The 22,528-nt window shown below is 60.3% G+C and carries 21 protein-coding genes; 15 read left to right on the plus strand and 6 right to left on the minus strand.

All coding sequences use genetic code 11. The features are described from left to right. Nucleotides 1-183: 183 nt before the first annotated feature. The 10 genes from I6L37_RS14220 (at nucleotide 184) to I6L37_RS14265 (ending at nucleotide 10,026) form a co-directional block, all read left to right on the plus strand. The gene (locus I6L37_RS14220; RefSeq protein ID WP_042069609.1) at nucleotides 184-672 is read left to right on the plus strand and encodes a CvpA family protein; all 489 of its coding nucleotides are present in this window, start codon (nucleotides 184-186) and stop codon (nucleotides 670-672) included. Between the two features lie 21 nt (nucleotides 673-693). Beyond that, nucleotides 694-2,214, plus strand: a complete 1,521-nt coding sequence (gene purF, locus I6L37_RS14225) for an amidophosphoribosyltransferase (RefSeq protein ID WP_042029210.1) — start codon at nucleotides 694-696, stop codon at nucleotides 2,212-2,214. 184 nt (nucleotides 2,215-2,398) lie between these two features. After that, nucleotides 2,399-3,157, plus strand: coding sequence for a tRNA-(ms[2]io[6]A)-hydroxylase (locus I6L37_RS14230; protein ID WP_216992175.1), 759 nt, complete (start codon nucleotides 2,399-2,401; stop codon nucleotides 3,155-3,157). A gap of 300 nt (nucleotides 3,158-3,457) precedes the next feature. Further along, entirely contained in the window at nucleotides 3,458-4,102 is a 645-nt protein-coding gene (gene adk, locus I6L37_RS14235; protein ID WP_042029209.1) for an adenylate kinase, read from the plus strand. A 93-nt stretch (nucleotides 4,103-4,195) separates the two neighbouring features. After that, nucleotides 4,196-5,170, plus strand: a complete 975-nt coding sequence (gene hemH / locus I6L37_RS14240) for a ferrochelatase (protein WP_216992176.1) — start codon at nucleotides 4,196-4,198, stop codon at nucleotides 5,168-5,170. A gap of 40 nt (nucleotides 5,171-5,210) precedes the next feature. Then, nucleotides 5,211-5,597 (plus strand): MAPEG family protein, encoded by a 387-nt coding sequence (locus I6L37_RS14245; RefSeq protein WP_042029207.1) that lies wholly within the window; start codon nucleotides 5,211-5,213, stop codon nucleotides 5,595-5,597. Nucleotides 5,598-5,783: 186 nt separating this feature from the next. Beyond that, nucleotides 5,784-7,088 (plus strand): inosine/guanosine kinase, encoded by a 1,305-nt coding sequence (locus I6L37_RS14250; protein ID WP_026456414.1) that lies wholly within the window; start codon nucleotides 5,784-5,786, stop codon nucleotides 7,086-7,088. A 154-nt stretch (nucleotides 7,089-7,242) separates the two neighbouring features. Further along, entirely contained in the window at nucleotides 7,243-8,874 is a 1,632-nt protein-coding gene (locus I6L37_RS14255) for a methyl-accepting chemotaxis protein (RefSeq protein ID WP_042069605.1), read from the plus strand. A gap of 112 nt (nucleotides 8,875-8,986) precedes the next feature. Further along, the gene (locus I6L37_RS14260) at nucleotides 8,987-9,349 is read left to right on the plus strand and encodes a DUF2750 domain-containing protein (protein WP_026456412.1); all 363 of its coding nucleotides are present in this window, start codon (nucleotides 8,987-8,989) and stop codon (nucleotides 9,347-9,349) included. 182 nt (nucleotides 9,350-9,531) lie between these two features. After that, on the plus strand, nucleotides 9,532-10,026 hold the full coding sequence (locus tag I6L37_RS14265; RefSeq protein WP_216992177.1) for a hypothetical protein: 495 nt from the start codon (nucleotides 9,532-9,534) through the stop codon (nucleotides 10,024-10,026). Here the strand turns inward: I6L37_RS14265 and I6L37_RS14270 are convergent. Continuing rightward, nucleotides 9,989-11,629, minus strand: coding sequence for an EAL domain-containing protein (locus tag I6L37_RS14270; RefSeq protein ID WP_042029203.1), 1,641 nt, complete (start codon nucleotides 11,627-11,629; stop codon nucleotides 9,989-9,991). The genes I6L37_RS14265 and I6L37_RS14270 overlap by 38 nt on opposite strands. Nucleotides 11,630-11,821: 192 nt before the next feature. On the opposite strand from I6L37_RS14270, the gene glgC reads away from it, so the two are divergent. Further along, nucleotides 11,822-13,096: a glucose-1-phosphate adenylyltransferase gene (glgC, locus tag I6L37_RS14275; protein WP_216992178.1), complete on the plus strand. Its 1,275-nt coding sequence runs from the start codon at nucleotides 11,822-11,824 to the stop codon at nucleotides 13,094-13,096. A 72-nt stretch (nucleotides 13,097-13,168) separates the two neighbouring features. Here the strand turns inward: glgC and I6L37_RS14280 are convergent, their stop codons facing one another. Together I6L37_RS14280 and I6L37_RS14285 are read right to left on the minus strand one after the other, a co-directional pair. Further along, on the minus strand, nucleotides 13,169-15,166 hold the full coding sequence (locus I6L37_RS14280; RefSeq protein WP_216992179.1) for a hypothetical protein: 1,998 nt from the start codon (nucleotides 15,164-15,166) through the stop codon (nucleotides 13,169-13,171). A gap of 201 nt (nucleotides 15,167-15,367) precedes the next feature. After that, complete coding sequence (locus tag I6L37_RS14285; protein WP_042029199.1) at nucleotides 15,368-15,919, minus strand: lipoprotein; 552 nt, start codon at nucleotides 15,917-15,919, stop codon at nucleotides 15,368-15,370. Nucleotides 15,920-16,122: 203 nt separating this feature from the next. Between I6L37_RS14285 and I6L37_RS14290 the strand changes: the two genes are divergently transcribed. Then, nucleotides 16,123-16,857, plus strand: a complete 735-nt coding sequence (locus I6L37_RS14290) for a hypothetical protein (protein WP_216994174.1) — start codon at nucleotides 16,123-16,125, stop codon at nucleotides 16,855-16,857. Between the two features lie 14 nt (nucleotides 16,858-16,871). Here the strand turns inward: I6L37_RS14290 and I6L37_RS14295 are convergent, their stop codons facing one another. After that, complete coding sequence (locus tag I6L37_RS14295; RefSeq protein WP_026456619.1) at nucleotides 16,872-17,333, minus strand: DUF2919 domain-containing protein; 462 nt, start codon at nucleotides 17,331-17,333, stop codon at nucleotides 16,872-16,874. Between the two features lie 133 nt (nucleotides 17,334-17,466). Further along, nucleotides 17,467-18,414, minus strand: a complete 948-nt coding sequence (gene corA / locus I6L37_RS14300) for a magnesium/cobalt transporter CorA (RefSeq protein WP_026456618.1) — start codon at nucleotides 18,412-18,414, stop codon at nucleotides 17,467-17,469. 81 nt (nucleotides 18,415-18,495) lie between these two features. On the opposite strand from corA, the gene I6L37_RS14305 reads away from it, so the two are divergent. After that, nucleotides 18,496-18,690 carry a hypothetical protein gene (locus tag I6L37_RS14305; protein ID WP_156130761.1) on the plus strand — a complete coding sequence of 65 codons (195 nt, stop codon included), beginning with the start codon at nucleotides 18,496-18,498 and terminating at the stop codon, nucleotides 18,688-18,690. Nucleotides 18,691-18,846: 156 nt separating this feature from the next. Here the strand turns inward: I6L37_RS14305 and I6L37_RS14310 are convergent, their stop codons facing one another. Beyond that, the gene (locus I6L37_RS14310) at nucleotides 18,847-20,505 is read right to left on the minus strand and encodes an electron transfer flavoprotein-ubiquinone oxidoreductase (RefSeq protein ID WP_216992180.1); all 1,659 of its coding nucleotides are present in this window, start codon (nucleotides 20,503-20,505) and stop codon (nucleotides 18,847-18,849) included. A gap of 137 nt (nucleotides 20,506-20,642) precedes the next feature. Here I6L37_RS14310 and I6L37_RS14315 point away from each other — a divergent pair, with 137 nt between their 5' ends. Both I6L37_RS14315 and I6L37_RS14320 read left to right on the plus strand, forming a co-directional pair. After that, nucleotides 20,643-21,395: an electron transfer flavoprotein subunit beta/FixA family protein gene (locus I6L37_RS14315; RefSeq protein ID WP_216992181.1), complete on the plus strand. Its 753-nt coding sequence runs from the start codon at nucleotides 20,643-20,645 to the stop codon at nucleotides 21,393-21,395. After that, nucleotides 21,392-22,321: an electron transfer flavoprotein subunit alpha/FixB family protein gene (locus I6L37_RS14320; protein WP_216992182.1), complete on the plus strand. Its 930-nt coding sequence runs from the start codon at nucleotides 21,392-21,394 to the stop codon at nucleotides 22,319-22,321. Before I6L37_RS14315 ends, I6L37_RS14320 begins: the two co-directional genes overlap by 4 nt. Nucleotides 22,322-22,528: the final 207 nt, after the last annotated feature.

The raw sequence follows: 22,528 nt of genomic DNA on the forward strand, positions 1-22,528 counted from the left end.
GCGCTGGTAACGACAACGCCATGGCCATGCCATGGCGTTGTGCATTTTGGCGCCGGTCAACCGTTTTTATCGTGAATAAATCTGCGCAACCGGCGCTTCTTTGAACATGTAACACAATTTTATCAAGCATTGCGCAATCGTTTTTGTTAGACTGCGCCGCAATTTCGCAGGACATCTTTTTCTATGGTCTGGATTGATTACGCCATCGTCGGTATCGTCGGTTTCTCTGCCCTCATCAGCCTGGTGCGCGGCTTCGTCAAGGAAGCCATGTCACTCGTCACCTGGTTTGTCGCCTTCTTCATTGCCAGCCATTTCTATCCTGATCTCGCCGTTTATTTCACCTCCTTTTCCGATGCCCTGGTGCGCAACGGCCTGGCCATCGCCGCCCTGTTCGTGGCGACCCTGATCCTCGGCAGCGTGGTGAACTATGTGGTGGGCCTGCTGGTGGACAAGACCGGCCTCTCGGGTACCGATCGGGTGCTGGGGGTCTGCTTCGGTGCAATTCGCGGGGTACTGATTGTCAGTGCCCTGCTTTTTTTCATGGATACCTTCACCAGCCTCTCCCAGAGCGACTGGTGGCAGGCCTCCAAACTGGTGCCCGAGTTCAAGCCGGTCATCCAGTGGTTTTTCGGGTTCATGCTGAACTCATCGAGTTTTCTTAAACAGGTATAGTGACTTCGAGGTAGCAAAGACATGTGTGGTATTGTCGGTATAGTAGGCACCACTCCGGTCAATCAGGCCCTCTACGACGCCTTGACGGTGTTGCAGCACAGGGGACAGGATGCCGCCGGGATCGTAACCATTGACAGTGGAAACTTCCGGCAACGCAAGGCCAATGGCCTGGTGAAGGACGTGTTTGAAGTGCGCCACATGCAGCGTCTGCAAGGGAACATCGGCATCGGTCATGTCAGATATCCCACCGCAGGCAGCTCCAGTGCGGCAGAAGCCCAACCTTTCTATGTGAACTCCCCCTACGGCATGGTGCTGGCCCATAACGGCAACCTCACCAATGCCAAGGAGCTCAAGGAGCAGCAGTTCAAGGTGGCCCGTCGCCACATCAACACCACCTCGGATTCCGAAGTGCTGCTGAACGTGCTGGCCCACGAGCTGGATCTGTGTGACAAGATGGCGCTGGCCCCGGCGGACATCTTCGCCGCAGTGCGCAAGACCCATCAGCAGATCCGTGGCGCCTATGCGGTGGTCTCCCTGGTGATCGGCCACGGTCTCATCGGTTTTCGTGACCCGAACGGTATCCGCCCGCTGATCCTCGGCCGTCGTCAGGACGAACAGGGTCAGGTGGAGTACATGCTCGCCTCCGAGAGTGTGGCGCTCGACGCCATCGGTTTTGAAACCGTGCGTGACGTCGCCCCGGGCGAAGCCATCTACATCACCGAGCAGGGTCAGCTCTTCTCCGAGCAGTGCGCCGACAACCCGCAGATGAGCTCCTGCATCTTCGAATATGTCTACTTCGCCCGTCCCGACTCCTTCATCGACAAGGTCTCGGTCTACGCCGCCCGCCTCAACATGGGTCGCAAGCTGGGCCAGAAGATCGCCCGCGAGTGGGAAGATCTCGATATCGATGTGGTCATCCCCATCCCCGAGACCTCCTGCGACGTGGCGCTGGAGATCGCCCACACCCTGGATCTGCCGTACCGTCAGGGCTTCGTGAAGAACCGCTATATTGGTCGTACCTTCATCATGCCGGGCCAGACCCAGCGCAAGAAGTCGGTGCGTCGCAAGCTCAACGCCATCAGCTCCGAGTTCAAGGGCAAGAAGGTGCTGCTGGTGGATGATTCCATCGTGCGGGGCACCACCTCGGAGCAGATTATCCAGATGGCGCGGGAAGCCGGTGCCGCCAAGGTCTACTTTGCCTCCGCCGCCCCCGAGATCCGCTTCCCCAATGTCTATGGTATCGACATGCCCACCGCCAACGAACTGATCGCCCACGGTCGGGAAGTGGAAGAGGTGTGTGCCCTGATCGGCGCTGACGGTCTGATTTTCCAGGATCTGGAAGATCTGGAAGCCGCGGTGCGGGAGATCAACCCGGAGCTGCGCCACTTCGAGACCTCGGTGTTCAATGGCCACTATGTCACCGCCGACGTGGATCAATCCTATCTGGACCACCTGAACGCCCTGCGCAACGATGACAGCAAGGCGGTACGCGAGTGGCACGAAGGCACCAGCAACCTGGAAATTTTTAACGAAGGCAGTTAAACGTTTTCTCTTTTGCCGGATGTCATGATATGGGGGCCCTGGCCCCCATTGTTGTTTCTGCAACTTGGGAGGGCAGGGGATATCTGTTTGAAAAAGCGGCGCTTATGCGTGCAGGGGTGGGCTGTGACGGCGGGATCCGCTAGCATAGGCGCCTGCCATGTTTTCCGATCAGATGAGAGTTCAGATGGATGATCTGCTAGCCCCCGTGCGCCAGTTTTTGCACTGTGAGACCCCGGATGAGTGGGTGGAGATGGCGCGGGATCCCGCCCACCTGCCGACCCTGCTCATCGATCATGCCAACTGCGAGAACAAGGCTGCGCTCACCGCTCACAGCCTGGTGCGCCGCTACTGCCTGCCCAAGGGCAAGCGCCACCTGCTGCCCAAGCTGGAATTCTACCGCGAGCTGGACGCCATCCCCGAGAAGGCGGAGATCCTCGGCAAACGTACTATGGGGGAGTCCGATCGCACCGTGTTCGAGGAGCTGGCGCGCAATCCGCTGCTGTTTCCCATGGTGCGCCTCATTCAGGAGGAGCTGCACCACTTCGAGCAGGTGCTGGAGATCATGGCGGCCCGCGACATCCCCTACGGCCCCGTGACCGCCTCCCGCTATGCCCGCAGCCTGATGCAACATGTGCGCACCCACGAGCCTGCCACCATAGTCGACAAGATGATCATCGGCGCCTACATAGAGGCCCGTTCCTGCGAGCGTTTCGCCAAGCTGGCCCCCCATCTGGATGAGGAGCTGGGTCGCTTCTATGTCTCCTTGCTGCGCTCCGAGGCGCGCCACTATCAGGATTATCTGGCGCTGGCCGAACTCTATGCAGGAGGGGACATCAGCGAGCGGGTGGCCTTTTTCGGCAGGCTGGAGGCCGAGCTTATCTGCTCGCCGGATCCCCAGTTCCGGTTTCATAGCGGTCTCCCTGTCACTTCTGACAGTTGTTGACGCAACGGGGGCCAACTACTATTGCCTCGTTCCTACTACGAGCGACAAGTAGTATTCTTTGAGCGCAATTCCCGGCCCCCTAGCCGGGATTTTTTTATCTGTTTTTTTCCTCTCCATCCAGCACCTATGGTGAATGTTTAATCACTTACCTTTTGGCCTACGATTCAGCCTGGCGGCGTATGCCCTGCATTTTTAAGGCGATTAATTACTCATTCAGGCGGGGCACCCTTGTAGAAGCGGGCGAAACCGTGTACTTTTTTGCCTTCGCAAGATTTGAATAACCAATCAATAGGAGCGTGTATGCGCATTGTTCTGTTGGGGGCTCCGGGCGCCGGCAAAGGTACCCAGGCTCAATTCATCATGGAAAAACACGGTATTCCGCAGATCTCCACTGGCGACATGCTGCGTGCCGCAATCAAGGCGGGCACCGAGCTCGGCTTGAAAGCCAAGGCTGTGATGGATGCAGGTCAACTGGTCTCTGACGACATCATCATCGGTCTGGTCAAAGAGCGTATCGCCCAGGCCGATTGTGCCAAAGGCTTCCTGTTGGACGGTTTCCCGCGCACTATTCCCCAGGCGCAAGCCATGAAGGATGCCGGTGTGTCCGTTGATTTCGTGCTGGAGTTCGACGTACCGGACGAAGAGATCGTCAAGCGCATGAGCGGTCGTCGCGTTCACTCCGGCTCCGGCCGTACCTACCACGTGGTGTTCAACCCGCCGAAAGTGGAAGGCAAGGATGACGTGACCGGCGAAGATCTGGTGATCCGTGCCGACGATGAAGAGACCACAGTGCGCAAGCGTCTGGATGTATACCATCAGCAGACTGCACCGCTCATCGGTTTCTACGGCAAGGAAGCGGAAGCGGGCAACACCCGTTACGTCAAGATCGACGGCACTCAGCCGGTGGATCTGGTGAGCCAGCAGCTCGCCGCCATCCTGGGCTGAGCCCGGTCGATGACACCCTGTACCATCAGGTAATTTAAGAGAAGGGCCCTGATGGGCCCTTTTTGCATCACGACAGATAGACAGGAAGCCAATGTGACCACGAAAACAGGCATCTTGCTGGTCAATCTGGGCACCCCAGCCGCCCCCACTACCGCCGCCGTCAAAGCTTTTCTGAGCCAGTTTCTCCATGATCCCAGGGTTGTCGATCTGCCTCGCTACCTCTGGTGCCCGCTGCTTCACTGCATCATCTTGCCGACCCGTTCGCCCAAGGTGGCCAAGTTGTACCAGCAGGTGTGGACCGATCAGGGCTCACCCCTGATGGTCATCAGCCAGCAGCAGCGCACCGCGCTGGAACAGGAGCTCAAGCGGGAAGGGGTGGACGTGCCGGTGGAGCTGGCCATGACCTATGGCTCGCCCTCCATGACGGATGGCTGGCAGGCGCTCAAGGCCAAGGGGGTCAACCGGGTGATCCTGTTGCCGCTCTATCCGCAATATTCGGTGAGCACCACGGCTTCCGTGTTCGATGCCTGGGCCAAGGCGATGAAAAAAGAGCGCAACCTGCCGGTGGTGCGGCTCATTCGTGATTACCATGCTCACCCGGAATACATCCAGGCGCTGGCCATGAGCGTGCGCCGTCACTGGGAGCAGCACGGTCAGGGGGAGCATCTACTGATGTCCTTCCACGGTATCCCCGAGCGCTACGAGCAGGAAGGGGACCCTTACGGCCAGCAGTGCCGCACCACGGCCGCCCTGCTGGCGGAGGCGCTCGGGTTGGAGCAGGGGCAGTGGACGGCCAGCTTCCAGTCCCGTTTTGGCAAGGAGGAGTGGCTCAAGCCCTACACGGACGAAACCGTCGCCGGCCTGCCGGGTCGCGGCATCAAGCGGCTCGATGTGATCTGTCCGGCCTTTGCCGCCGACTGTCTCGAAACCCTGGAGGAGATCCAGGTACAAAACCATGAGGCCTTCATGGAAGCCGGTGGCGAACAGTTTGCCTATATTCCTGCCCTCAACAGCGATCAGGCCCATATCCGCATGATGGTCTCTCTCATCTGTCGCGAGCTGGCGTGAGGAGGGTAGGCAGTATGATGTATCAACGAGGAGCGATCGCATGATCCATATCACCCTGCTCTATGCAGGCTTGCTGGGGCTATTGTTTCTGCTGCTCTCCTTCTGGGTGGTCAAACGCCGGGCCCAGTTCAAGGTGATGATAGGGGAAGGGGAGGCGCCAGAGCTCCTGGCGGCGATCCGTACCCACGGCAATTTTGCCGAGTATGTTCCTTTGACCCTGCTGTTGATGGCCCTCTGCGAGCTGGCCGGGGCGGGGGCCTTGTGGCTTCATCTTGGCGGCGGCATGCTGCTGGCGGGTCGGGTGCTCCATGCCATCGGCATGCAGATCCCCAAGGCCCCCAATCTGCCGCGGTTGTTTGGCACCCTGCTGTTCTGGCTGTCCCTGGGACTCTTTTCGGTGCTGGCACTGCTGCTGTCGGCGAGTTGAAAATAGCTTCCTTGGGTACACAAAAACCACCTCCCGGCGAGGTGGTTTTTTGTTGGGCGAAGAATAAACGTTTTCCCCTGCAGCCCTTGTCTATACTGACCCCATAATTTAATCAGGGCGACTTTTCGGGACGGCTGATTGTGTTAAAATCCCGCCCCTCTTTTCCCCAGAGCACAGAACATTGCCATGAAATTTCCCGGTCAGCGCAAGTCCAAACACTACTTCCCTGTCGATCGCCGTGATCCCCTGATCTCGCAAAGCGCCCAACTCACCGAACTGGGCAAAGCCTATGTCGTGGGTATCGATCAGACCCTGGTTGACATCGAAGCCCATGTGGATGATGACTTTCTGGCTCGCTATGGTCTGAGCAAGGGCCACTCTGTGGTGATCACCGACGAGGTGGCCGAGCGCATCTACGACGAGCTCAAGGCCAACAACATGGTGGTGAGCGAATTTGCCGGCGGTACCATCGGCAACACGGTCCACAACTACTCGGTACTGGCCGACTCCCACTCCATCCTGCTGGGGGTAATGAGCCAGGATATCCGGATCGGTTGCTATGCCTACCGTTATCTGTGCAACACCTCTTCTCGCGTCAACCTCGACTATCTGCAGCCGGTGGACGGCCCCATCGGTCGTTGCTTCACCTTCATCACCGAGTGTGGCGAGCGCAGCTTCGGCATCAATGCCGGCAAGATGAATCAGCTGGACGTGCGCCACATCCCCGAAGAGGTGATCAAGGGGGCCTCAGCTCTGGTGATCACTGCCTATCTGGTACGCGGTGACGATGGCGACCCCATGAAGGAAGCAGCCATGACGGCGGTGCGTTATGCCCGTGAGGCCGACATCCCCGTGGTACTGACCCTGGGTACCCGCTTCGTCATCGACGAGAATCCCCAGTGGTGGCGCGAATTCATCGCCGAGAACGTGACCGTGCTGGCGATGAACGAGGACGAGGGCGAGGCCCTGACCGGCATCGCCGATCCCCTTGGTGCCGCCGACAAGGCCCTCGACTGGGCTGACATGGTGCTCTGCACCGCCGGCCCCATCGGCCTCTACATGGCGAGCTACACCGACGAGGACTACAAGCGCGAGACCACTCATACCCTGCTGCCGGGGGTGATCCCCGAGTTCAACATGTATGAGTTCAGCCGCCCGATGGCACGCAGCAAATGCCGCAAGCCGATGCGGATCTACTCCCACATCTCCCCCTACATGGGTGGCCCGGAGAAGATCAAGAACACCAACGGTGCGGGGGACGGTGCCCTTTCCGCCGTGTTGCACGACATGGTAGCCAACTCCTACCACCGGATGAACGTGCCCAACTCCGCCAAGCACATCTCCGAGTTCCTCACCTACTCCTCCCTGGCCCAGGTGTGCAAATACGCCAACCGGGTCAGCTACGAGGTGCTGGCCCAGAGCAGCCCCCGTCTCTCCCGCGGTCTGCCGGAGAAAGAGGACAGCCTGGAAGAGGTGTACTGGGAGCGTTGATCTTCCCACCGTATTGAATGCAAAGGCGCCATCAGGCGCCTTTTGTTTTTTCGAGATGGATCAAGTTTTTAGATGTCGTTTGGTGATGACCATGGACATGGATGAAGCCGCCAGCATACCTTGTTAACAAAATGTATTTTGTCAGGATGACGGTATGTTGAGGCAATGGAGTATTGGCCATCGCTTGATGCTGATGGTGTTGATGGTGGTCGCCGTGCTGGGTTTGTTGTTGTTCGCTTGCCTGCGCGTCTATTACCAGGGGCTGATGGCGGAGAAGAGCAACCAGGCACGTTCACAGGTGGAGACGGCCTATAGCCTGGTCGCCAGCTATGAAGAACAGGTGCGCCAAGGCAGGCTGGACGAACAGAACGCCAAGGTACTGGCGCTGACCGCCGTGCAAAAACTGCGTTATGGCCAGAACGACTATTTCTGGATCAATGACAGCCATCCCACCATGGTGATGCATCCCATGAAGCCCGAGCTCGATGGTCAGGATCTCTCGGGGGTGGAGGACAAGCAGGGGCTCAAGCTGTTCGTCGCCTTCGTCGAGCGGGTCAAGCAGCAAAACGGGAGCGGTGAGGTGGCCTACTACTGGCCCAAACCCGGCGTCGACGAGCCGGTGCGCAAGATCTCCTACGTCAAACAGTTTGCCCCTTGGGACTGGATCATCGGCACCGGCATCTATGTGGATGATGTGGAGGCGCAATACCAGCAGGTACTGCGCACCCTGATGGGCATAGGCGCCCTGCTGGCTGTGTTGCTGCTCGCGGCCGCGACCCTGATCCGGCGCAGCATAGTGATGCCCCTGTCCCAGTCGGTGTCTGCCCTGGGTGACATGGCTAGGGGAGAGGGGGACCTGCGTTTTCGCCTGCCCGAGAGCGGCCGTGATGAACTCAGCCTGCTTTCGGCCAATTTCAATCAGTTTGCCAACCAGATGGCCCAGCTGATCGGTCGTGCCCAGCAGATCACCAGCCACAACAAGGATGCAGCCCGGCAGCTCGAGCAAGTAGTGGCACGCACCAGTGCCATCGTGACCGATCAGGAACAGGACACCCAGCGGGTGGCGGCGGCCATGGTGCAGATCACCGGCAGCAGCCGCGCCATCGGCCTCAATGCCGAGCAAGCAGCCCAGGCGGCAGAATCGGCACGCCAGCTGGCCCAGCATGGCCGCGAGATTGTGGCCCAGACCATCACCACCATAGGACAGCTGGCGGACGAGATGGAGGAGACGGTACAGGCCGTGGCCCGCCTTGAGCAGGACTCGCAGCAGATTGGCTCCGTGCTTGACGTGATCCGCGGGGTGGCCGAGCAGACCAATCTGCTGGCCCTCAACGCGGCCATCGAGGCGGCCCGCGCCGGTGAGCAGGGAAGGGGGTTTGCGGTGGTGGCAGATGAGGTGCGTACCCTGGCCACTCGCACTCACAGCTCTACCGACGAGATCCGGCAGATGATCCAGCGCTTGCAGGAGGGTGCCGGCAAGGTGGCGACCGGCATCGAACAGTTGCAGCGACTGTCGCGCTCGACGGCACAGAAAGCCGGGGATGCGGAAGGAGCCATCGGCAATATTGACGAGGCGGTGAGCACCATATTGGCGATGAACAGCGAAATTGCTGGAGCGGCCGGTGAGCAGAGCAGTTCGACCGAGGAGATCACCCAGCGCCTGTCAGCCATTACCCAACTGGCCAGCGAGGCTCTGGTGGAGAACCGGCGTACCGGTCAGGCGGCCGGCTCCTTGTCGCAAACCAGCGATGAGTTGAGTACCCTGGTGGTGCGATATCGTACTTGATGGGGGTATCCCCCGTCTTTTTAGGGATTTGACTTGAGTCTGGGGGGCTTTTGCGACACCATCTGCCCCATTCTTGGTCCGTATTGGCCAGCCGCCTGTAAGAGAGAGCCCCATGAGCAAATTAACTGACAATCTTGACGCCAATTTCCAGCTGTTTGTTGAACAAGTCCGCGAGTCGGGTCAGGTCTGGGGTCTGCGCTACGGTGAAGACTGGGTGGTCTGCCGCTCTGCCGAATTTGAAGATGCTGATGTGATGCCGCTCTGGTCCGCCGAGGAAGATGCCCGTCTGCACTGTGTGGACGAGTGGGCCGACTATGAGCCGGAAGTGATCGACCTGGAAGAGTTTCTCGACATCTGGATCAACGATCTGGACGATGACGATGTGCTGGTGGGCCCGAACTGGAATGCCGATCTGGAAGGCCAGGAGCTGGAGCCCATCGAGCTGGCCAAGGCGCTGGTTGAACTGGACGCCTGAAGGCGCCTCCATTGACGACGCCGACATCCGGTGTCGTAGCAAAGCAATGATGAGACCGGTATCCGCGAGGATGCCGGTCTTTTTTATGATCCCGTGGGCATAATGAGGGCCAACGGGGGATTTGCCTTTGCACCCGCGCAGGCGATGGTCCATCATCAACCTTTTGCCAGGGGGGGATAGCCATGTTTTTGTTCGACGTCACAGGCATAGAGGGTGAGCGGGCCAGCATCCGGATACAGGCGCTGGACTGGACACAGACCGGGCCGGTGACGTTCCAGTGCGATGACGATCAGCTGGCCCTGGTGCTGCTGAGTGATTGCCGCTGCGATGCAGTGGGCTTCTTTACCCTGCTCTCCGGATGCAAGCCCCTCCATCTCGAACAGTGGCTCAGCTATTTGCAGGAGAGCGGCCGCATCGGCAAGTGGAGTCATCAGATTGAGAGCCCGGCCGATGATGACTATCTTGCCCGGGCCGGGCTACCCAGTGAGGAGCTCAATGCCCTGCTGGGCCAGGTCTATCATGTGGCGGGTTTCAACCGGTTGCAGATCAACCGGTACCTCAAGCACCGCCATAACCCCTCCAGCCTGGCGACCCGTTATGATCAGAAGGAGCTGGAGCGCTACCGCCAGCTCAACGACATCATTCTGACCCTTCTGAAGCTGAAGCATCCTCACTGAACAGGCCCAACTGGCTGATATCCGGTCGCAAAGGCTGCGGCCGGGCGATCAGATAACCCTGCAGGCCATCCACATACATCCCTTGCAACAGCTGCTTCTGGCCCAGTTGTTCCACCCCTTCCGCGATCACTTGGCACCCCATCCGGTGTGACACGTCGACAATCATCCGCACAAACTGCTGGTTGGTCTGATCCTGCTCCAGCCCGGTGATGAGAGCGGGATCGAGCTTGATGTAATCGGGTTTGAGTTCGCGAAACAGGCTGAAGGAGCCGATGCCCTTGCCAAAGTTGGCGATGGCAGAGCGGCTGCCGTTGCGGCGCAGCAGCTCGAACACCCGCTTGGCACCGGTCGGATTGCGCTCCAGATGCTCCTCGTCCAGCTCGAACACCAGGTTGGCGCTGGTGTTGGGATCCTTGAGCAGCTGCCTGTCCAGCCAGATCAGCAGGGCGCTGTTTTGCAGCAGATTGGGTGAGAGGTTGATCCCCCAGCGACTCTGGTTGGAGCCAAATGCCCGGTACTGGCGCATCACGTGGACGATCACCAGTTGCTCCAGCCGCATCACCATATCGAGCCGCTGGGCCATGGCAAACAGGGTGTCTGTCGGCAGGGCCGTACCATCGCTACCGCAAAAGCGGGTGTAGATCTCGTTGTAGGCCATCATGCTGCGATGCAGAGGCTGGATGGGTTGATAGGTAAAGGTGAGACGCTCCTGGGCCAGCACTTCCCCCAGCACCTCGCGCCAGTGGTGTTGGCCCTGCAGATCGGTGATGTTGTCCTCATGCTGGATGGCCCAGCCATTGATGGTTTCGGTCTGGGCCCGCGCCAGCGCCAGATCGGCTCTGGCAAGCACGGTTTCGATCTTCTGGCCGCTGCTAAGCCGGGTAAGGCCCGAGTAGGCGGCACTCTCCAGCTCGTGCTGCTCCTGGTAATTGTCGAAGGCCACCTTCAAATCCTGCCCCAGCAGGTGAGGCGGAATATTGACCACGGGTTGCACCAGTACGGCAAAGTCGGCCCCCGAGATGCGATAGACCTGGTTGCCCGGAAAGCGGCTCACCACCTGCTTGATGAGGTTTGCCATGTCCTTGATGTAGGCATCACCGGACTGGAAGCCGCGCTGGGTATTGATCTTGCCAAGTTCGGTGGCACGGATCAGCACCAGGGTGGCGGTCTGGGTGTCCTGATCCCGCTGCAGCAGCTCCGTCACGTCACGGCGAAAGGCGTGGCGATTGAGCAACTGGGTCAGCTCATCCGTGGTGGCCAGATTGCTCAGCTCGGTCAGCTGGCGATGGGCATGCTGCGAATCACTCTCAAACTGGAGCAGTAACTGTTGCAGGGCTTCCCGGGAGGCGGGATCGTCCAGCTGTTCGGGGTCCCGCTCCGTGAGTGCCTTGACCCAGACCAGCTCCTGGTGTTGTTGCATGCCGGTCAGGGTGCGCAATGCCAGCAGCAACAGCAGCCCCATGCCAAGCAGGGTGGTCGACAAAATGATGACTAGAGTCACCGGTGTGCTTTGAAGTGCCAACCAAAACCCTTGCAGGAGCAGCAAGGGTATGCTCACTATGGTGGCAATGAGAAAGAGGGAGCGTCCAAGCTTTTGAACCATCTTGTCATCCTTGAGGTGGCTGCGGTCACTTGGGGATTCTAACCGACCCCGTTCGGCAAACCATGCTGTTCCTCGCAACTTGGTGCAAATGTGTCGTTCGGGATTGAATAAATTGTGAGTGAAACCACTTTCACGGGCTTGAAATCCGGCGAAGATGAATTCGAAATGGATCAAACGAGGCAGAGGTGAATCATGTTGTTAGAGCCAGGGAATAGTGCCAAAGCACGGCAGTTGTTGAATCAGAGTATGGCGCTGGTACTGGCGGGAGGACGTGGCAGCCGCCTGAAGCAGCTGACCGACAACCGGGCCAAGCCTGCGGTGTATTTCGGAGGAAAGTTCCGGATCATCGATTTTGTGCTTTCCAACTGCATCAATTCGGGGATCCGTCGGGTGGGGGTGGTGACGCAATACAAATCCCACAGCCTGCTGCGACACCTGCAATCGGGTTGGTCTTTTTTGCGCTACCAGATGAACGAGTTTATCGACTTGCTGCCCGCTCAGCAGCGGGTGGACGAGGTGCACTGGTATCGCGGTACTGCCGACGCCATCTATCAGAACGTCGACATCATTCGTGACTATGGTCCCAAGTACATAGTGGTGCTGGCGGGGGATCACATCTACAAGATGGACTATGCCGCCATGTTGCTCGATCACGTGCGCCTTGGCGCCAAGGTGACGGTAGCCTGTATCGAGGTGCCCCGCTCGGAGGCCTCCGCCTTCGGCGTCATGGACATCGACGAGCAGCGCAAGATCCGCGCCTTCGTGGAGAAACCCGCCAATCCGCCGGCCATGCCGGGCTGCGAAGACAAGTCCCTTGCATCCATGGGGATCTATATCTTCGAGGCGGAGTATCTCTATCAGCTGCTGGAAGAGGACATCCTCAACCAAGAGTCCAAGCACGATTTTGGCATGGACGTCATTCCCCGCATCGTGGGGGAGGGCAAGGCGTTTGCCCACCCCTTCAGCATGTCCTGTGTCGGGGCCAAGGAGGGGCAGAAACCTTACTGGCGTGATGTGGGGACCCTGGACTCCTTCTGGGAGGCCAACATGGATCTCGCCTCCGTGGTACCGGAGCTCGACATCTATGACGAAAACTGGCCCATCTGGACCAGCCAGACCCTGACACCGCCCGCCAAGTTCGTGCAGGACCGAAACGGCCAGCATGGCATGACCATCAACTCCATGTTTTCCGGCGGAACCATCGTCAGCGGGTCGTTTGTGCTCAACTCTGTGCTGTTTACCAATGTGCGGGTTCACTCCTTCTGCACCCTGGATCAGGCGGTGATCTTCCCCGGGGTGGAAGTGGGGGCGGGCTGCCGTTTGCGCCGGGTGGTGGTGGACAAGGGGTGTGTGCTGCCCGATGGGCTGGTGGTGGGAGAGAATGCCGACGAGGATAGCCGTCGCTTCTACCGCTCAGAACAGGGCATAGTGCTGGTTACCAAGGGAATGCTGGAGAAGCTGGCGTAAGCCCGTACCTTGCCGACGTAATAATGAAAAGGGAGCCGTTGAGGCTCCCTTTTGCATGATGTGACCTGTGGCTTATTCGCTGATGGCGGCCTTGCCGGCCATCACCATGGCGGTGCCGTGCTTGCCACCGGCGGCGGTGACCTGCGGGACGCCATCTTCATCGGTATCGCTGCCGGCGCCGGCGATGATGTTCTCACCGGAGTCACCGATCCACTCGGCCATCTGCATGCCGCCGTTGACGGTGCCACGGAACCAGCTGACGTACTGGGTGGTCAGCTTGGCCAGCTCCAGTTCGGGCGCCTTCTCGGCCCCTTCGTTGCGCAGGTTCAGCATGGCAGAGCGCAGGGCGCCGGAGATGGCAGCCTGGATCCAGGGGGTGTATTCACCCTGCTTGCCGGCAAGCCAGGTACCTGCCTTCTGGTTGAAGTAGGCCTTGTCGGTGGCGATGAAGAGCTCGCGCGCAGCGGTGCGGTACTTCACGTCCTGAGTCGCCAGGAAGGCGGCGGTCAGGCCGCGAATGGCGGCAAACTGGGTCTCAACAGACTGGCCGGCGTCAACGGTTCCACCCAGGGTCAGACCGTCGTGCACCAGACCATTGCTGCCTTTAAGTTTGGCGAGGATGAAGTCGGCCTGTTTGGTGATAAGCGCGAGCGCCTCCTGCCCTTGCTGGGTCTTGAGGTTCAGCTCGCCATTGTCGCCGGCGGCGTAGCCCACCGGCAGGGCGTCCTGGGCGCGCTGGAAGATCTGCAGGGCGACCAGGGTGTAGGCGGCGTCGAAGGTAGTGACGTGCTTGGCCTGCTTGCCATTCTGCCAGCTGTCGACCAGGGTGCCGGCCTTGGGCTCGAAGTGCAGGGCGGCCAGGTTCTTGAAGGTCAGGTTGGAGAGGTTCAGGGCCAGGGAGAAGGCGTCGTCGCCTGCCACGGCTTTGGTCAGATCATTGGCCTTGTTGGCAGCCGGCGCGGCGGCAAACGGCGCACCGTCAAACACGGCGTGGAAGGTCGGGTTCTGGTTGGTGTTGGCGCTACGCTGATCGCTGAAGGCGTAGAACTCGGAGAGCGGCCACAGCATCATCCAGGCGTCGCGCAGCTGGGCGGAACCATCGACCACTTCCAGCTTGCCGATGGCACCGACTTCGTTCTTGCTGGTCTCGGTCACCTTCACCTGATGGGGGAAGTAAATCACGCCCTTGGCCGGATCGTATTGCGGGGTGATCTTGGCGCCCAGGGTTTTGCCATCAAAGCCGAGCTGGCTTTGCAAGATGGCCAGCTTGTCGATGGATTGCTCAGTCAGCATCATGCCATTGAAGCCATCGGCGGCGGAAACCCCCAGCTTGTGCTTGCCGTCCTGATCCATGGTGGCGGAGGCGGCCTCCACCTCTTCATCGCTCTCGGCTACATGCATGCCGCCGAGGAAGTCCTGGGACCACATCACCTCTTTGAGCAGGATGCCACCCACGGCAGCCGGTACCAGCAGGTTGTCGCTGCCGCTCCAGCGCAGGGTGGCGTAGTCGCGGAAGTAGGCCGGCACCTGGGTCTTGACGGTTTTCTCGTTGCCCTTGGCGGTCTTGATGATGATCTCGTCGCCGTTGACCGGGGTCGTGTTGACGGCCTGGGCAAACTCCGGATTGGCAGAGGCATAGGGGAAGGAGAGGGGATACATGCCCTGGGGCACTTCATCGGCCGGGAAGCCGACGGCGTCGGCCATGGCCAGCACTCGCTTGCCGAGATCTGCCAGGGTGCCGCCGCGGGCCAGGTTCTGCGGCCCGTTCACCAGGTGCGGGCCCATGCCGGACTGGTAGTTGAGGGCGTACATCGCCTCTTCGGAGTATTCGTAAGATTCGATGCCGGCGGCGAAGTCGAACGGAGTTGGCTCGTCGGCGCGGTTGGCGTCGAGCACGTCCAGATCCAGACCCAGGGCCTCGGCCAGCGGCTCGCCGGAGAGCTCGAATTCGGTGTAGGCCAGCATGTTGGCGGCGGTGTTGAATGTCTTGTCTTCCACCTTGACGGCAGCGTGCGCGGCGCTACCCAGCAGTGCGCAGGCGATCGCCTGTACCAGTACGGTTTTTCTCATGTCCCTTCTCACCATTGGTTTTATTATCGGGTTTATTGTGACGCTTCTCATGACGAATCTAAATGAGAATGGTGCGCATTATGTGTGATTTGGACGGCGTTGAGAAGTGAAAACCGCCCCGACCAGTGCAAACGACACAAGGCGGGGCGGTGGGGGTGGTGATCACGGTTATCGCGCAGAGGGCGATGGCAAGGAGCGGGTTTAGAACACCTTGAAGGGGATCACCAGGCGGCCAGGCTCTACCTTGAGGGCCTCGACCTTCTCCTTGATCCTCGCCTCATTCTGGCGGCTTGCATCGAGCCGGTAGACGGGGGTCTGGGACAGGAACAGGGAGAGCGACTGGTTGAAGGTGGGCAGCAGCGGCGTGAGCGCCGCGCCTATGTCGGCAGGTTCGGTCTTGACCGAGAGCAGCTCCAGATCGCGCAGATAGATGGCCCCCTGATCCGCCAGGTATTCCGGACGGGCCCGCAGGGCAAAGCGAACCTTCATCTGCTGGCTGCCAAGGGGGCTCAGCACCTGCAGATCGCCGGCGGCATCCAGTTCGATGCGATCCGGCTGGCTGCGGCCGATGCGGCTTTGCATCTCATCGAGGCGGATCTTGCTCGACATGATGCCGGGGATCCCCAGCTGTTTTTCAAAGGAGACCTGATCCTTGAGGTATTGGTTGATTTCGGCCTCGCTGACGTTGTACTGGGTGAGCGAGCAGGCACCCAGCAGCAGGACGAGGGGGAGCAATAACAACTGTTTCAACATGAAGGGATCCGCTTGGTAAAAAGATGTCGCTATCTTACGCGATAATCCGTGCTGGGCGGGAGCCCTGCTTATTCTTGTATTCGGGGGATGCGAGGGGTCATCATCAGCAAGGAGCAGGCTGCCATAGTGAGAGCGGCTGGCGAGGGAGAGAGGGAAGGGAGAGTGGCATGAACAAGATGGACAAAGGCGGTCGCTGGCTGGGGATGGTGCTCTGCGCTCTGGTCTGGCTCTGGAGTGGGTTGCTTCGCGCCGAAGTGAAGGTGATCCCGGTCTTTGATGCCGGCGCTGCGGTGCAGACCCTCAGGGAGATCTACCCGGATCTCGGGGTAAGTGCCATGGGTAACCAGCTGGTGCTGAGTGGTACCCCGGCCCAGTTGCAGGAGGCCGAGACGACCCTGGCCCAGCTCAACAAACCGCCCCAGAGCCTGCTCATCGAATGGCGGGTCGATGGCGCGTCCAGCGGCCAGCAGCTGGGTGTCGGGGTTGGCCGCGATGAGACCAAACGGCAATGGCTGCTGGATGGTAACGCCCGGCAATACCAGCAGAGCCAAAACGACAGCTGGCAGGTTCGCGGCTTGTCGGGGCGGCCAGTGCTTTTGCAGATGGGCTCCTATCAACCAGTGACCTTCTATCAGTGGCGCGGCGGCCAGGTGGTGGGGCTGATGCCGCTGGTCAACGGCCTCTATGCCACCGCTACCCTGATTGGCGACAGGGTGCAGATAGCGCTCAGCAGCGAGCAGGCCAGGCTGGAGCAGGGCACCATCAACAGAGGGCAGAGCGCCACCGAGGTGAGCGGTGCCCCGGGCCAATGGCTGACGGTGGGGGAGCTTTCGACCAGCTCGGCCCGGCAAGGCAGTAGCCTGGGTACCCAACTGCAGGCCGGGGGTGGCAACCAGAGCGATCGCCAGACCCTGCAGATCAGGGTCACCCGCCAATAGGCAGGAGCACTCCCTTAATGGGGCTGGTCGGCGGCGTATTCACGCAGCTGGCGACTGCGCAGCAGATACCAGAGGCTCCACAGGCTGGCGATAAGCACCAGGGCGGTGGGCCAGCTGAAGCTCCACTTCTGCAGATTGAGGCTGTGCAGCTGCATCACCAGGCCGCTTGCGGCAGAGCAGAGCAAGAGGCCCCGGCTGTGGCGCCTGAGCCATGCCCGTGCACTCTTGGTCTGTTGATAGGTGCCGCCACAGGCTAGCAGCGCCAGCATGGCGGGCACGTCGGTCAGCAGACTGAGATAGAGGCTGATCTTGTCCGGATAGAAGAGGGCGAGAATGTCGCTGCCGCTCTCCCGACTGACCCCCGCCATCAGAAACAGCCAAACCGAGCGGGTCAGCAACAGGGCAATGGGCCAAAACCAGAGCGGGGGGCGCAGCTGGCCGTGATCGTCATATCTGTGTTCGGGGTAGAGGGTCATAAGGCCCGTGATCCGCTTGGATGAAGGATGTGGCAGATATGGGGCGGGACAGGGCCCTTTGCAAGGTGCGGGGGAGAGAGGAATTAATCGGGGGGCCATGCCCCCCAATCCGCGTTTGTCATTCAAGGTGGCGTTACAGCCAGCCCTTGCGCTTGAAGAAGAGGCCGGTGCCGAGCGATGACATCACCATCAGCACCAGGGAGAGGGGATAGCCGTACTCCCAGGCGAGCTCCGGCATGCGGCCGAAGTTCATGCCGTAGATGCTGGCGATAAGCGTCGGCGGCAGGAAGATGACCGCGGCGACCGAGAAGATTTTGATCACCTTGTTCTGCTCCAGATTGGTCACCCCCATGGAGGCCTCCAGCTGGAAGTTGATCTTGTCGAACAGGAACTGGGTGTGGGGCAGCAGGGATTCCACGTCGTGCAGCATCTCGTCGATCCACTTGTTCTGCTCCAGGCTCATGCGCTGGCGCAGGCTGCGCTTCAAAAAACGCAAGGCGCGCCGGGTATCGTGCAGGGAGAGACGGATCTGGCCGTTGGCCTCTTCCTGGGCCATCAACTCTTTAAGCATGGGGTTGATCTGGTCCGGCTCGAAGATCTGATCGGCGGTGTTTTCCAAGGTTTTGTAACCATCCTCGATAAGGTCGGAGAGGTACTCAACTTTCAGGTTCTGCACCTCTAGCAGGATGTCGAGGGCATCCTCCACCTCCAGCCTGTCCTGGCGCATATAGTGGCGCAGCAGGCGCACTAAGCCGATGTCATCTTCACGAATGCTGATCAGCAGGTTGTTGCGCAGGGTAAAGGAGACGTGGACACCCTTGGTGTCACGACCGATCCGCTGGGGAAACAGGGAGTGAATGTGCAGACCGTCGGTGTCCCAGTAGAAACGGGCCGACGCCTCGATGTCGTCCAGCTCCTCCTTGTCGGGCACCTCTTCCAGGAACAGGCCCGTCAACCATTCTCGCTCCGCCGTGTCCGGTTTGTAGGCATCCAGCCAGACCGTGTTGTCAGGCACTATGTCGTCAGGCCCGAGCGTGACTATGTCCAGTACCTTGTTATTGAGAATGTAGGCGGTGATCATCTGTCCCCCCTTAAAAAGTCATGGGTAATCAGGGATGGTTGCACAGGTCATGCGGCCTTAGAGCGCGTAGAAAGCGATCCCGTGGACAAGCTGAACGGGCCGATGGAAAACCTGAATGCGGCGAACTATACAGGGGCAGGCCGCGCTTGTCAGGGCTTATTCATGCTGGGTTCAGCCTGTTCGCTCAAAAAAACAGCGAGGTCGGATCATCGGATCTGGCTGGAAAGTGGTCAGCCCGGAGGCATCTGCTTTGCCGCTTTCCGGGATGAGGGATAAGCCTCTTTCACCTTAGGGGCAGTTGGGGCCATCTCCCCCTTGGGCAACTGCCGGGGAGATGTTGAGGCGCTGGTTAGCCATGCCATCTCGGATCTGCATGGCAATGCTCCTGAACATCATGTCCCTCAACATAAGGCTCCGCCGTATAAGACTCTGTCACATATTGGGGTAGTTGGGCCCATTGCCCCCCTGAGGCGGTGTCCAGGTGATGTTCTGGCTGGGATCCTTGATGTCGCAGGTCTTGCAGTGAATGCAGTTGGCGGCGTTGATCTGCAGCCGTGGCTCGCGTTCGGCCTCAATGATCTCAAAGACGCCGGCCGGACAGTAACGCTGGGCGGGTTCGGCCCAGGTGGCCAGATTGGCCTCGACCGGGATCTGTTCATCCTGCAATTTGAGGTGACAGGGCTGATCCTCGTCGTGGCTGGTGTTGGCCAGATAGACGGACGAGAGCTTGTCGAAGCTGAGCTTGCCATCCGGCTTGGGATAGTCGATAGGCTCACAACGACTGGCCATGCGCAGCTGACGGTAGTCGGGCTCCCTGTCCAGCAGGGTAAAGGGCGAACCTTCCCTGAAGAGGCGGGAGTGAAAGAGTCGCTGCTCCAGCCAGTTGAAGGCGCCACCGAGCCAGGGGCCATAGCGATGCAGGGCTGCGCCGACATTGCGGGCGGTTTTCAGCTCACGGGCCAGCCAGCTTTGCTGCAACGCATCGCCAAACTCGGCCAGATCCCGTCCCCCTTCATCCCCGCCCTTGAGACTCATGGCGACGGTCTTGGCCGCCAGCATCCCCGACTTCATGGCGGTGTGGATGCCCTTGATGCGGGAGAAATCCAGAGTGCCGGCATCGCAGCCAATCAGCAGGCCGCCGGGGAAATGCATGTGGGGCAGGGAGTGCCAGCCTCCCTTGGTGATAGCACGGGCGCCATAACTGATGCGCTCGCCTCCCTTGAGTACTTCAGCGATCAGCGGGTGGTGCTTGAGACGCTGGAACTCGTCAAACGGGCTGAGCCAAGGGTTCTGGTAGTTGAGATCGACGATAAGGCCGACTGCCACCTGATCCCCTTCCATGTGGTAGAGGTAGAAGCCACCGTGGCTGTGATTGCCCCCTTCCTTGCCAAGGGGCCAGCCGCTGCCATGCAACACCCGGCCAGCATGGCTCTGGCCGGCCGGCAGTTGCCACAGCTCCTTGAAGCCGATGGCGTAGTGTTGCGGCTGGGCGCTGTTTTCCAGCCCGAACTGGGTGATGAGCTGCTTGCCAAGATGGCCGCGAGCCCCTTCGGCAAACAGGGTGTAGCGACCGAGCAGTGCCATGCCGGGGACGTGATCCGCCTTGGGGTTACCGGCCCGATCCAGCCCGAGATCGCCGGTGAGCACGCCCTTGACCCGGCCATTTTCCATGATAAGTTCACTGGCGGTGAAGCCCGGGTATATTTCGACTCCCTGTGCTTCTGCCTGCCGGGCGAGCCAGCGGCAGAGGTTGCCAAGACTCAGGATATGGCATCCCGTGTTGTGCATCCGTGGCGGCACCGCCCAGTGGGGCAGTTGCAGCGCCCGGCTATCGTTTTGCAGCAGGTGCACCTGATCGTCGCTGACCGGTATGCCGAGGGGGGCCTCCTGCCAGCTATCCGGCAGCAACTCCTTGAGGGCAACGGGATCGAACAGGGCGCCGGAGAGCAGGTGGGAGCCAATTTCGGCTCCCTTCTCCAACAAACAGACCGACAGGTCGGCGTTGTGCTGCTTCAGGGCGATGGCTGCGCTGAGCCCCGCCGGGCCGCCACCCACGATGACGACATCAAATTCCATTGCTTCCCGTTCCATCTTGCCTCTGCGCTCTAGTTGGCCTAGGGTAGTGCTGGTAGTTTACGTAAACGTAAAGCTCTTGTAAGTAAAAAATCAAACAAAAAAGTGCAAGGACTGGTCAATGAATTCAACCCAAACAGATGAGGCATGACCCCATGAAGCTGCTGGTCGCGATCAAACGGGTAGTAGATTACAACGTCAAGATCCGGGTCAAGGGAGACGGCTCGGATGTTGAGCTCGCCAACGTGAAGATGGGTATCAACCCGTTTTGTGAAATAGCGGTGGAGGAGGGCATCAGACTGCGGGAAGCCGGGGTGGCAAGCGAGCTGGTGGTGGTGACGTTCGGGCCCGATGCGGCTGCCGAACAGCTGCGCCATACCTTGGCGCTGGGGGCGGATCGGGCCCGCCACTACGTGACGGACGAGACGCTCACGCCGCTCACCGTGGCCCGCGCCCTGCAACAGGTATGCGAGCTGGAGCAGCCGGACCTGGTGCTCCTTGGCAAGCAGTCCATCGATTCAGACAACAACCAGGTAGCCCAGATGCTGGCGGCCCTCAATGACTGGCCGCTGGCTACCTGTGCCAGCGCGATCAAGCTTGAGGGGGGGGAGCTGCTGGTGACCCGCGAGATAGACAGCGGCCTTGAGACCCTCGGCATGCCATTGCCCGCTGTCGTCAGTGTCGATCTGCGGCTCAACGAACCGCGCTTTGCTTCGCTCCCCAACATCATGAAGGCCAAGCGCAAACCGCTCGAGAGCGCACCGTTTGCCGCCCTTGCCGTCGAGCCTGCCGGTCAGACCCGGCTGCTCGGGGTGATGGCGCCCCCTGCGCGCGCCGCCGGGATCCGGGTCGGCTCGGTGGACGAGCTGGTGGACAAACTCAAGAACGAAGCGAAGGTGCTGCCATGAGCGTGCTGATCATTGCCGAACATCATCAGGGCCGGCTGGCCGACAACGCCGCGCAGCTGGTCACGGCCGCAGGGCAACTGGGGAGCGACATCCATCTGCTGCTCTTCGGGCAGGGGCTGAGCGAGGCGGCGGCGCAGGCCGCGCAACTGGAAGGGGTCGACAAGGTATTGCTGGCCGAGCATCCCATGCTGGCAGACGGCTTGCTGGATGGGGTCGACAAGCTGCTGGCCACTCATGCCCAGGGGTATGAACACTGCCTGATGGCGGCCAGCAGTACGGGCAAGGCGCTGCTGCCCCAGGTGGCGGCCCGGCTCGGGGTGGAGATGATTGCCGAGGTGATCGGTATCGAGAGCGGCGATACCTTCCTGCGCCCCATCTATGCCGGCAATGCCATCGCCAGGGTGGCAAGCTCGGCCCCCGTCAAGGTGATGACGGTCCGTCCGACCGCCTTTGCCAAGGCGGGGCAGCAGGGGGCGTCCGCGCCCGTCGAAGCCTTGTCGGTGCCCGAGTTCAAGTGCCGTACCCGTCTGGTAGAGCGCCAGGCGATCCGTTCGGCCAGGCCCGATCTCGCGGCGGCGCGAGTGGTGGTATCCGGCGGGCGGGCACTGGGCTCCAAGGCGCAGTTTGCCCTCATTGAGGCGCTGGCGGACAAGCTGGGTGGCGCGGTGGGCGCCTCGCGGGCGGCGGTGGATGCGGGGTTTGTGGCCAACGATCTGCAGGTGGGTCAGACCGGCAAGGTGGTGGCCCCCGAGCTCTACATCGCGGTCGGCATTTCGGGGGCCATCCAGCATCTGGCGGGGATGAAGGAGTCCAAGGTGATCGTGGCCATCAACAAGGACAGCGAGGCCCCCATCTTCCAGGTGGCCGACTACGGGCTGGTGGGGGATCTCTTCACCTTGCTGCCGGAGCTCACCGCCAAAGTGTAAATTTGTCAGAAAAGGCGGTGACTCGCGTTTTATGCGGACTCGCGACCAATTCTGCGCATGTTCTCAGCAAGCCCTGACCCGTTCAGGGCTTTTTCTCTTCTGTCCGACGTTTCATCATGACCGAAAAGAGTGCGCCAGATCCCAAAAAGCCTTTGATCAGCAAGCCTCTCTTGTGTAAAACCTGACAAGTCATCGATCACTCTCATC

Source organism: Aeromonas sp. FDAARGOS 1407 (genome assembly GCF_019048725.1).
Classification (GTDB): domain Bacteria; phylum Pseudomonadota; class Gammaproteobacteria; order Enterobacterales; family Aeromonadaceae; genus Aeromonas; species Aeromonas enteropelogenes.

What these genes read in the sequence shown, in the direction of transcription:
- corA (WP_026456618.1), bottom strand. Translation starts at nt 18,414, where the DNA reads ATGATCACCGCCTACATTCTCAATAACAAGGTACTGGACATAGTCACG.
- I6L37_RS14315 (WP_216992181.1), top strand. Translation starts at nt 20,643, where the DNA reads ATGAAGCTGCTGGTCGCGATCAAACGGGTAGTAGATTACAACGTCAAG.
- I6L37_RS14310 (WP_216992180.1), bottom strand. Translation starts at nt 20,505, where the DNA reads ATGGAACGGGAAGCAATGGAATTTGATGTCGTCATCGTGGGTGGCGGC.
- I6L37_RS14255 (WP_042069605.1), top strand. Translation starts at nt 7,243, where the DNA reads ATGTTGAGGCAATGGAGTATTGGCCATCGCTTGATGCTGATGGTGTTG.
- I6L37_RS14290 (WP_216994174.1), top strand. Translation starts at nt 16,123, where the DNA reads ATGGTGCTCTGCGCTCTGGTCTGGCTCTGGAGTGGGTTGCTTCGCGCC.
- I6L37_RS14250 (WP_026456414.1), top strand. Translation starts at nt 5,784, where the DNA reads ATGAAATTTCCCGGTCAGCGCAAGTCCAAACACTACTTCCCTGTCGAT.
- I6L37_RS14280 (WP_216992179.1), bottom strand. Translation starts at nt 15,166, where the DNA reads ATGAGAAAAACCGTACTGGTACAGGCGATCGCCTGCGCACTGCTGGGT.
- I6L37_RS14245 (WP_042029207.1), top strand. Translation starts at nt 5,211, where the DNA reads ATGATCCATATCACCCTGCTCTATGCAGGCTTGCTGGGGCTATTGTTT.
- adk (WP_042029209.1), top strand. Translation starts at nt 3,458, where the DNA reads ATGCGCATTGTTCTGTTGGGGGCTCCGGGCGCCGGCAAAGGTACCCAG.
- I6L37_RS14260 (WP_026456412.1), top strand. Translation starts at nt 8,987, where the DNA reads ATGAGCAAATTAACTGACAATCTTGACGCCAATTTCCAGCTGTTTGTT.
- I6L37_RS14320 (WP_216992182.1), top strand. Translation starts at nt 21,392, where the DNA reads ATGAGCGTGCTGATCATTGCCGAACATCATCAGGGCCGGCTGGCCGAC.
- I6L37_RS14220 (WP_042069609.1), top strand. Translation starts at nt 184, where the DNA reads ATGGTCTGGATTGATTACGCCATCGTCGGTATCGTCGGTTTCTCTGCC.
- I6L37_RS14295 (WP_026456619.1), bottom strand. Translation starts at nt 17,333, where the DNA reads ATGACCCTCTACCCCGAACACAGATATGACGATCACGGCCAGCTGCGC.
- I6L37_RS14285 (WP_042029199.1), bottom strand. Translation starts at nt 15,919, where the DNA reads ATGTTGAAACAGTTGTTATTGCTCCCCCTCGTCCTGCTGCTGGGTGCC.
- I6L37_RS14270 (WP_042029203.1), bottom strand. Translation starts at nt 11,629, where the DNA reads ATGGTTCAAAAGCTTGGACGCTCCCTCTTTCTCATTGCCACCATAGTG.
- I6L37_RS14230 (WP_216992175.1), top strand. Translation starts at nt 2,399, where the DNA reads ATGGATGATCTGCTAGCCCCCGTGCGCCAGTTTTTGCACTGTGAGACC.
- glgC (WP_216992178.1), top strand. Translation starts at nt 11,822, where the DNA reads ATGTTGTTAGAGCCAGGGAATAGTGCCAAAGCACGGCAGTTGTTGAAT.
- I6L37_RS14265 (WP_216992177.1), top strand. Translation starts at nt 9,532, where the DNA reads ATGTTTTTGTTCGACGTCACAGGCATAGAGGGTGAGCGGGCCAGCATC.
- purF (WP_042029210.1), top strand. Translation starts at nt 694, where the DNA reads ATGTGTGGTATTGTCGGTATAGTAGGCACCACTCCGGTCAATCAGGCC.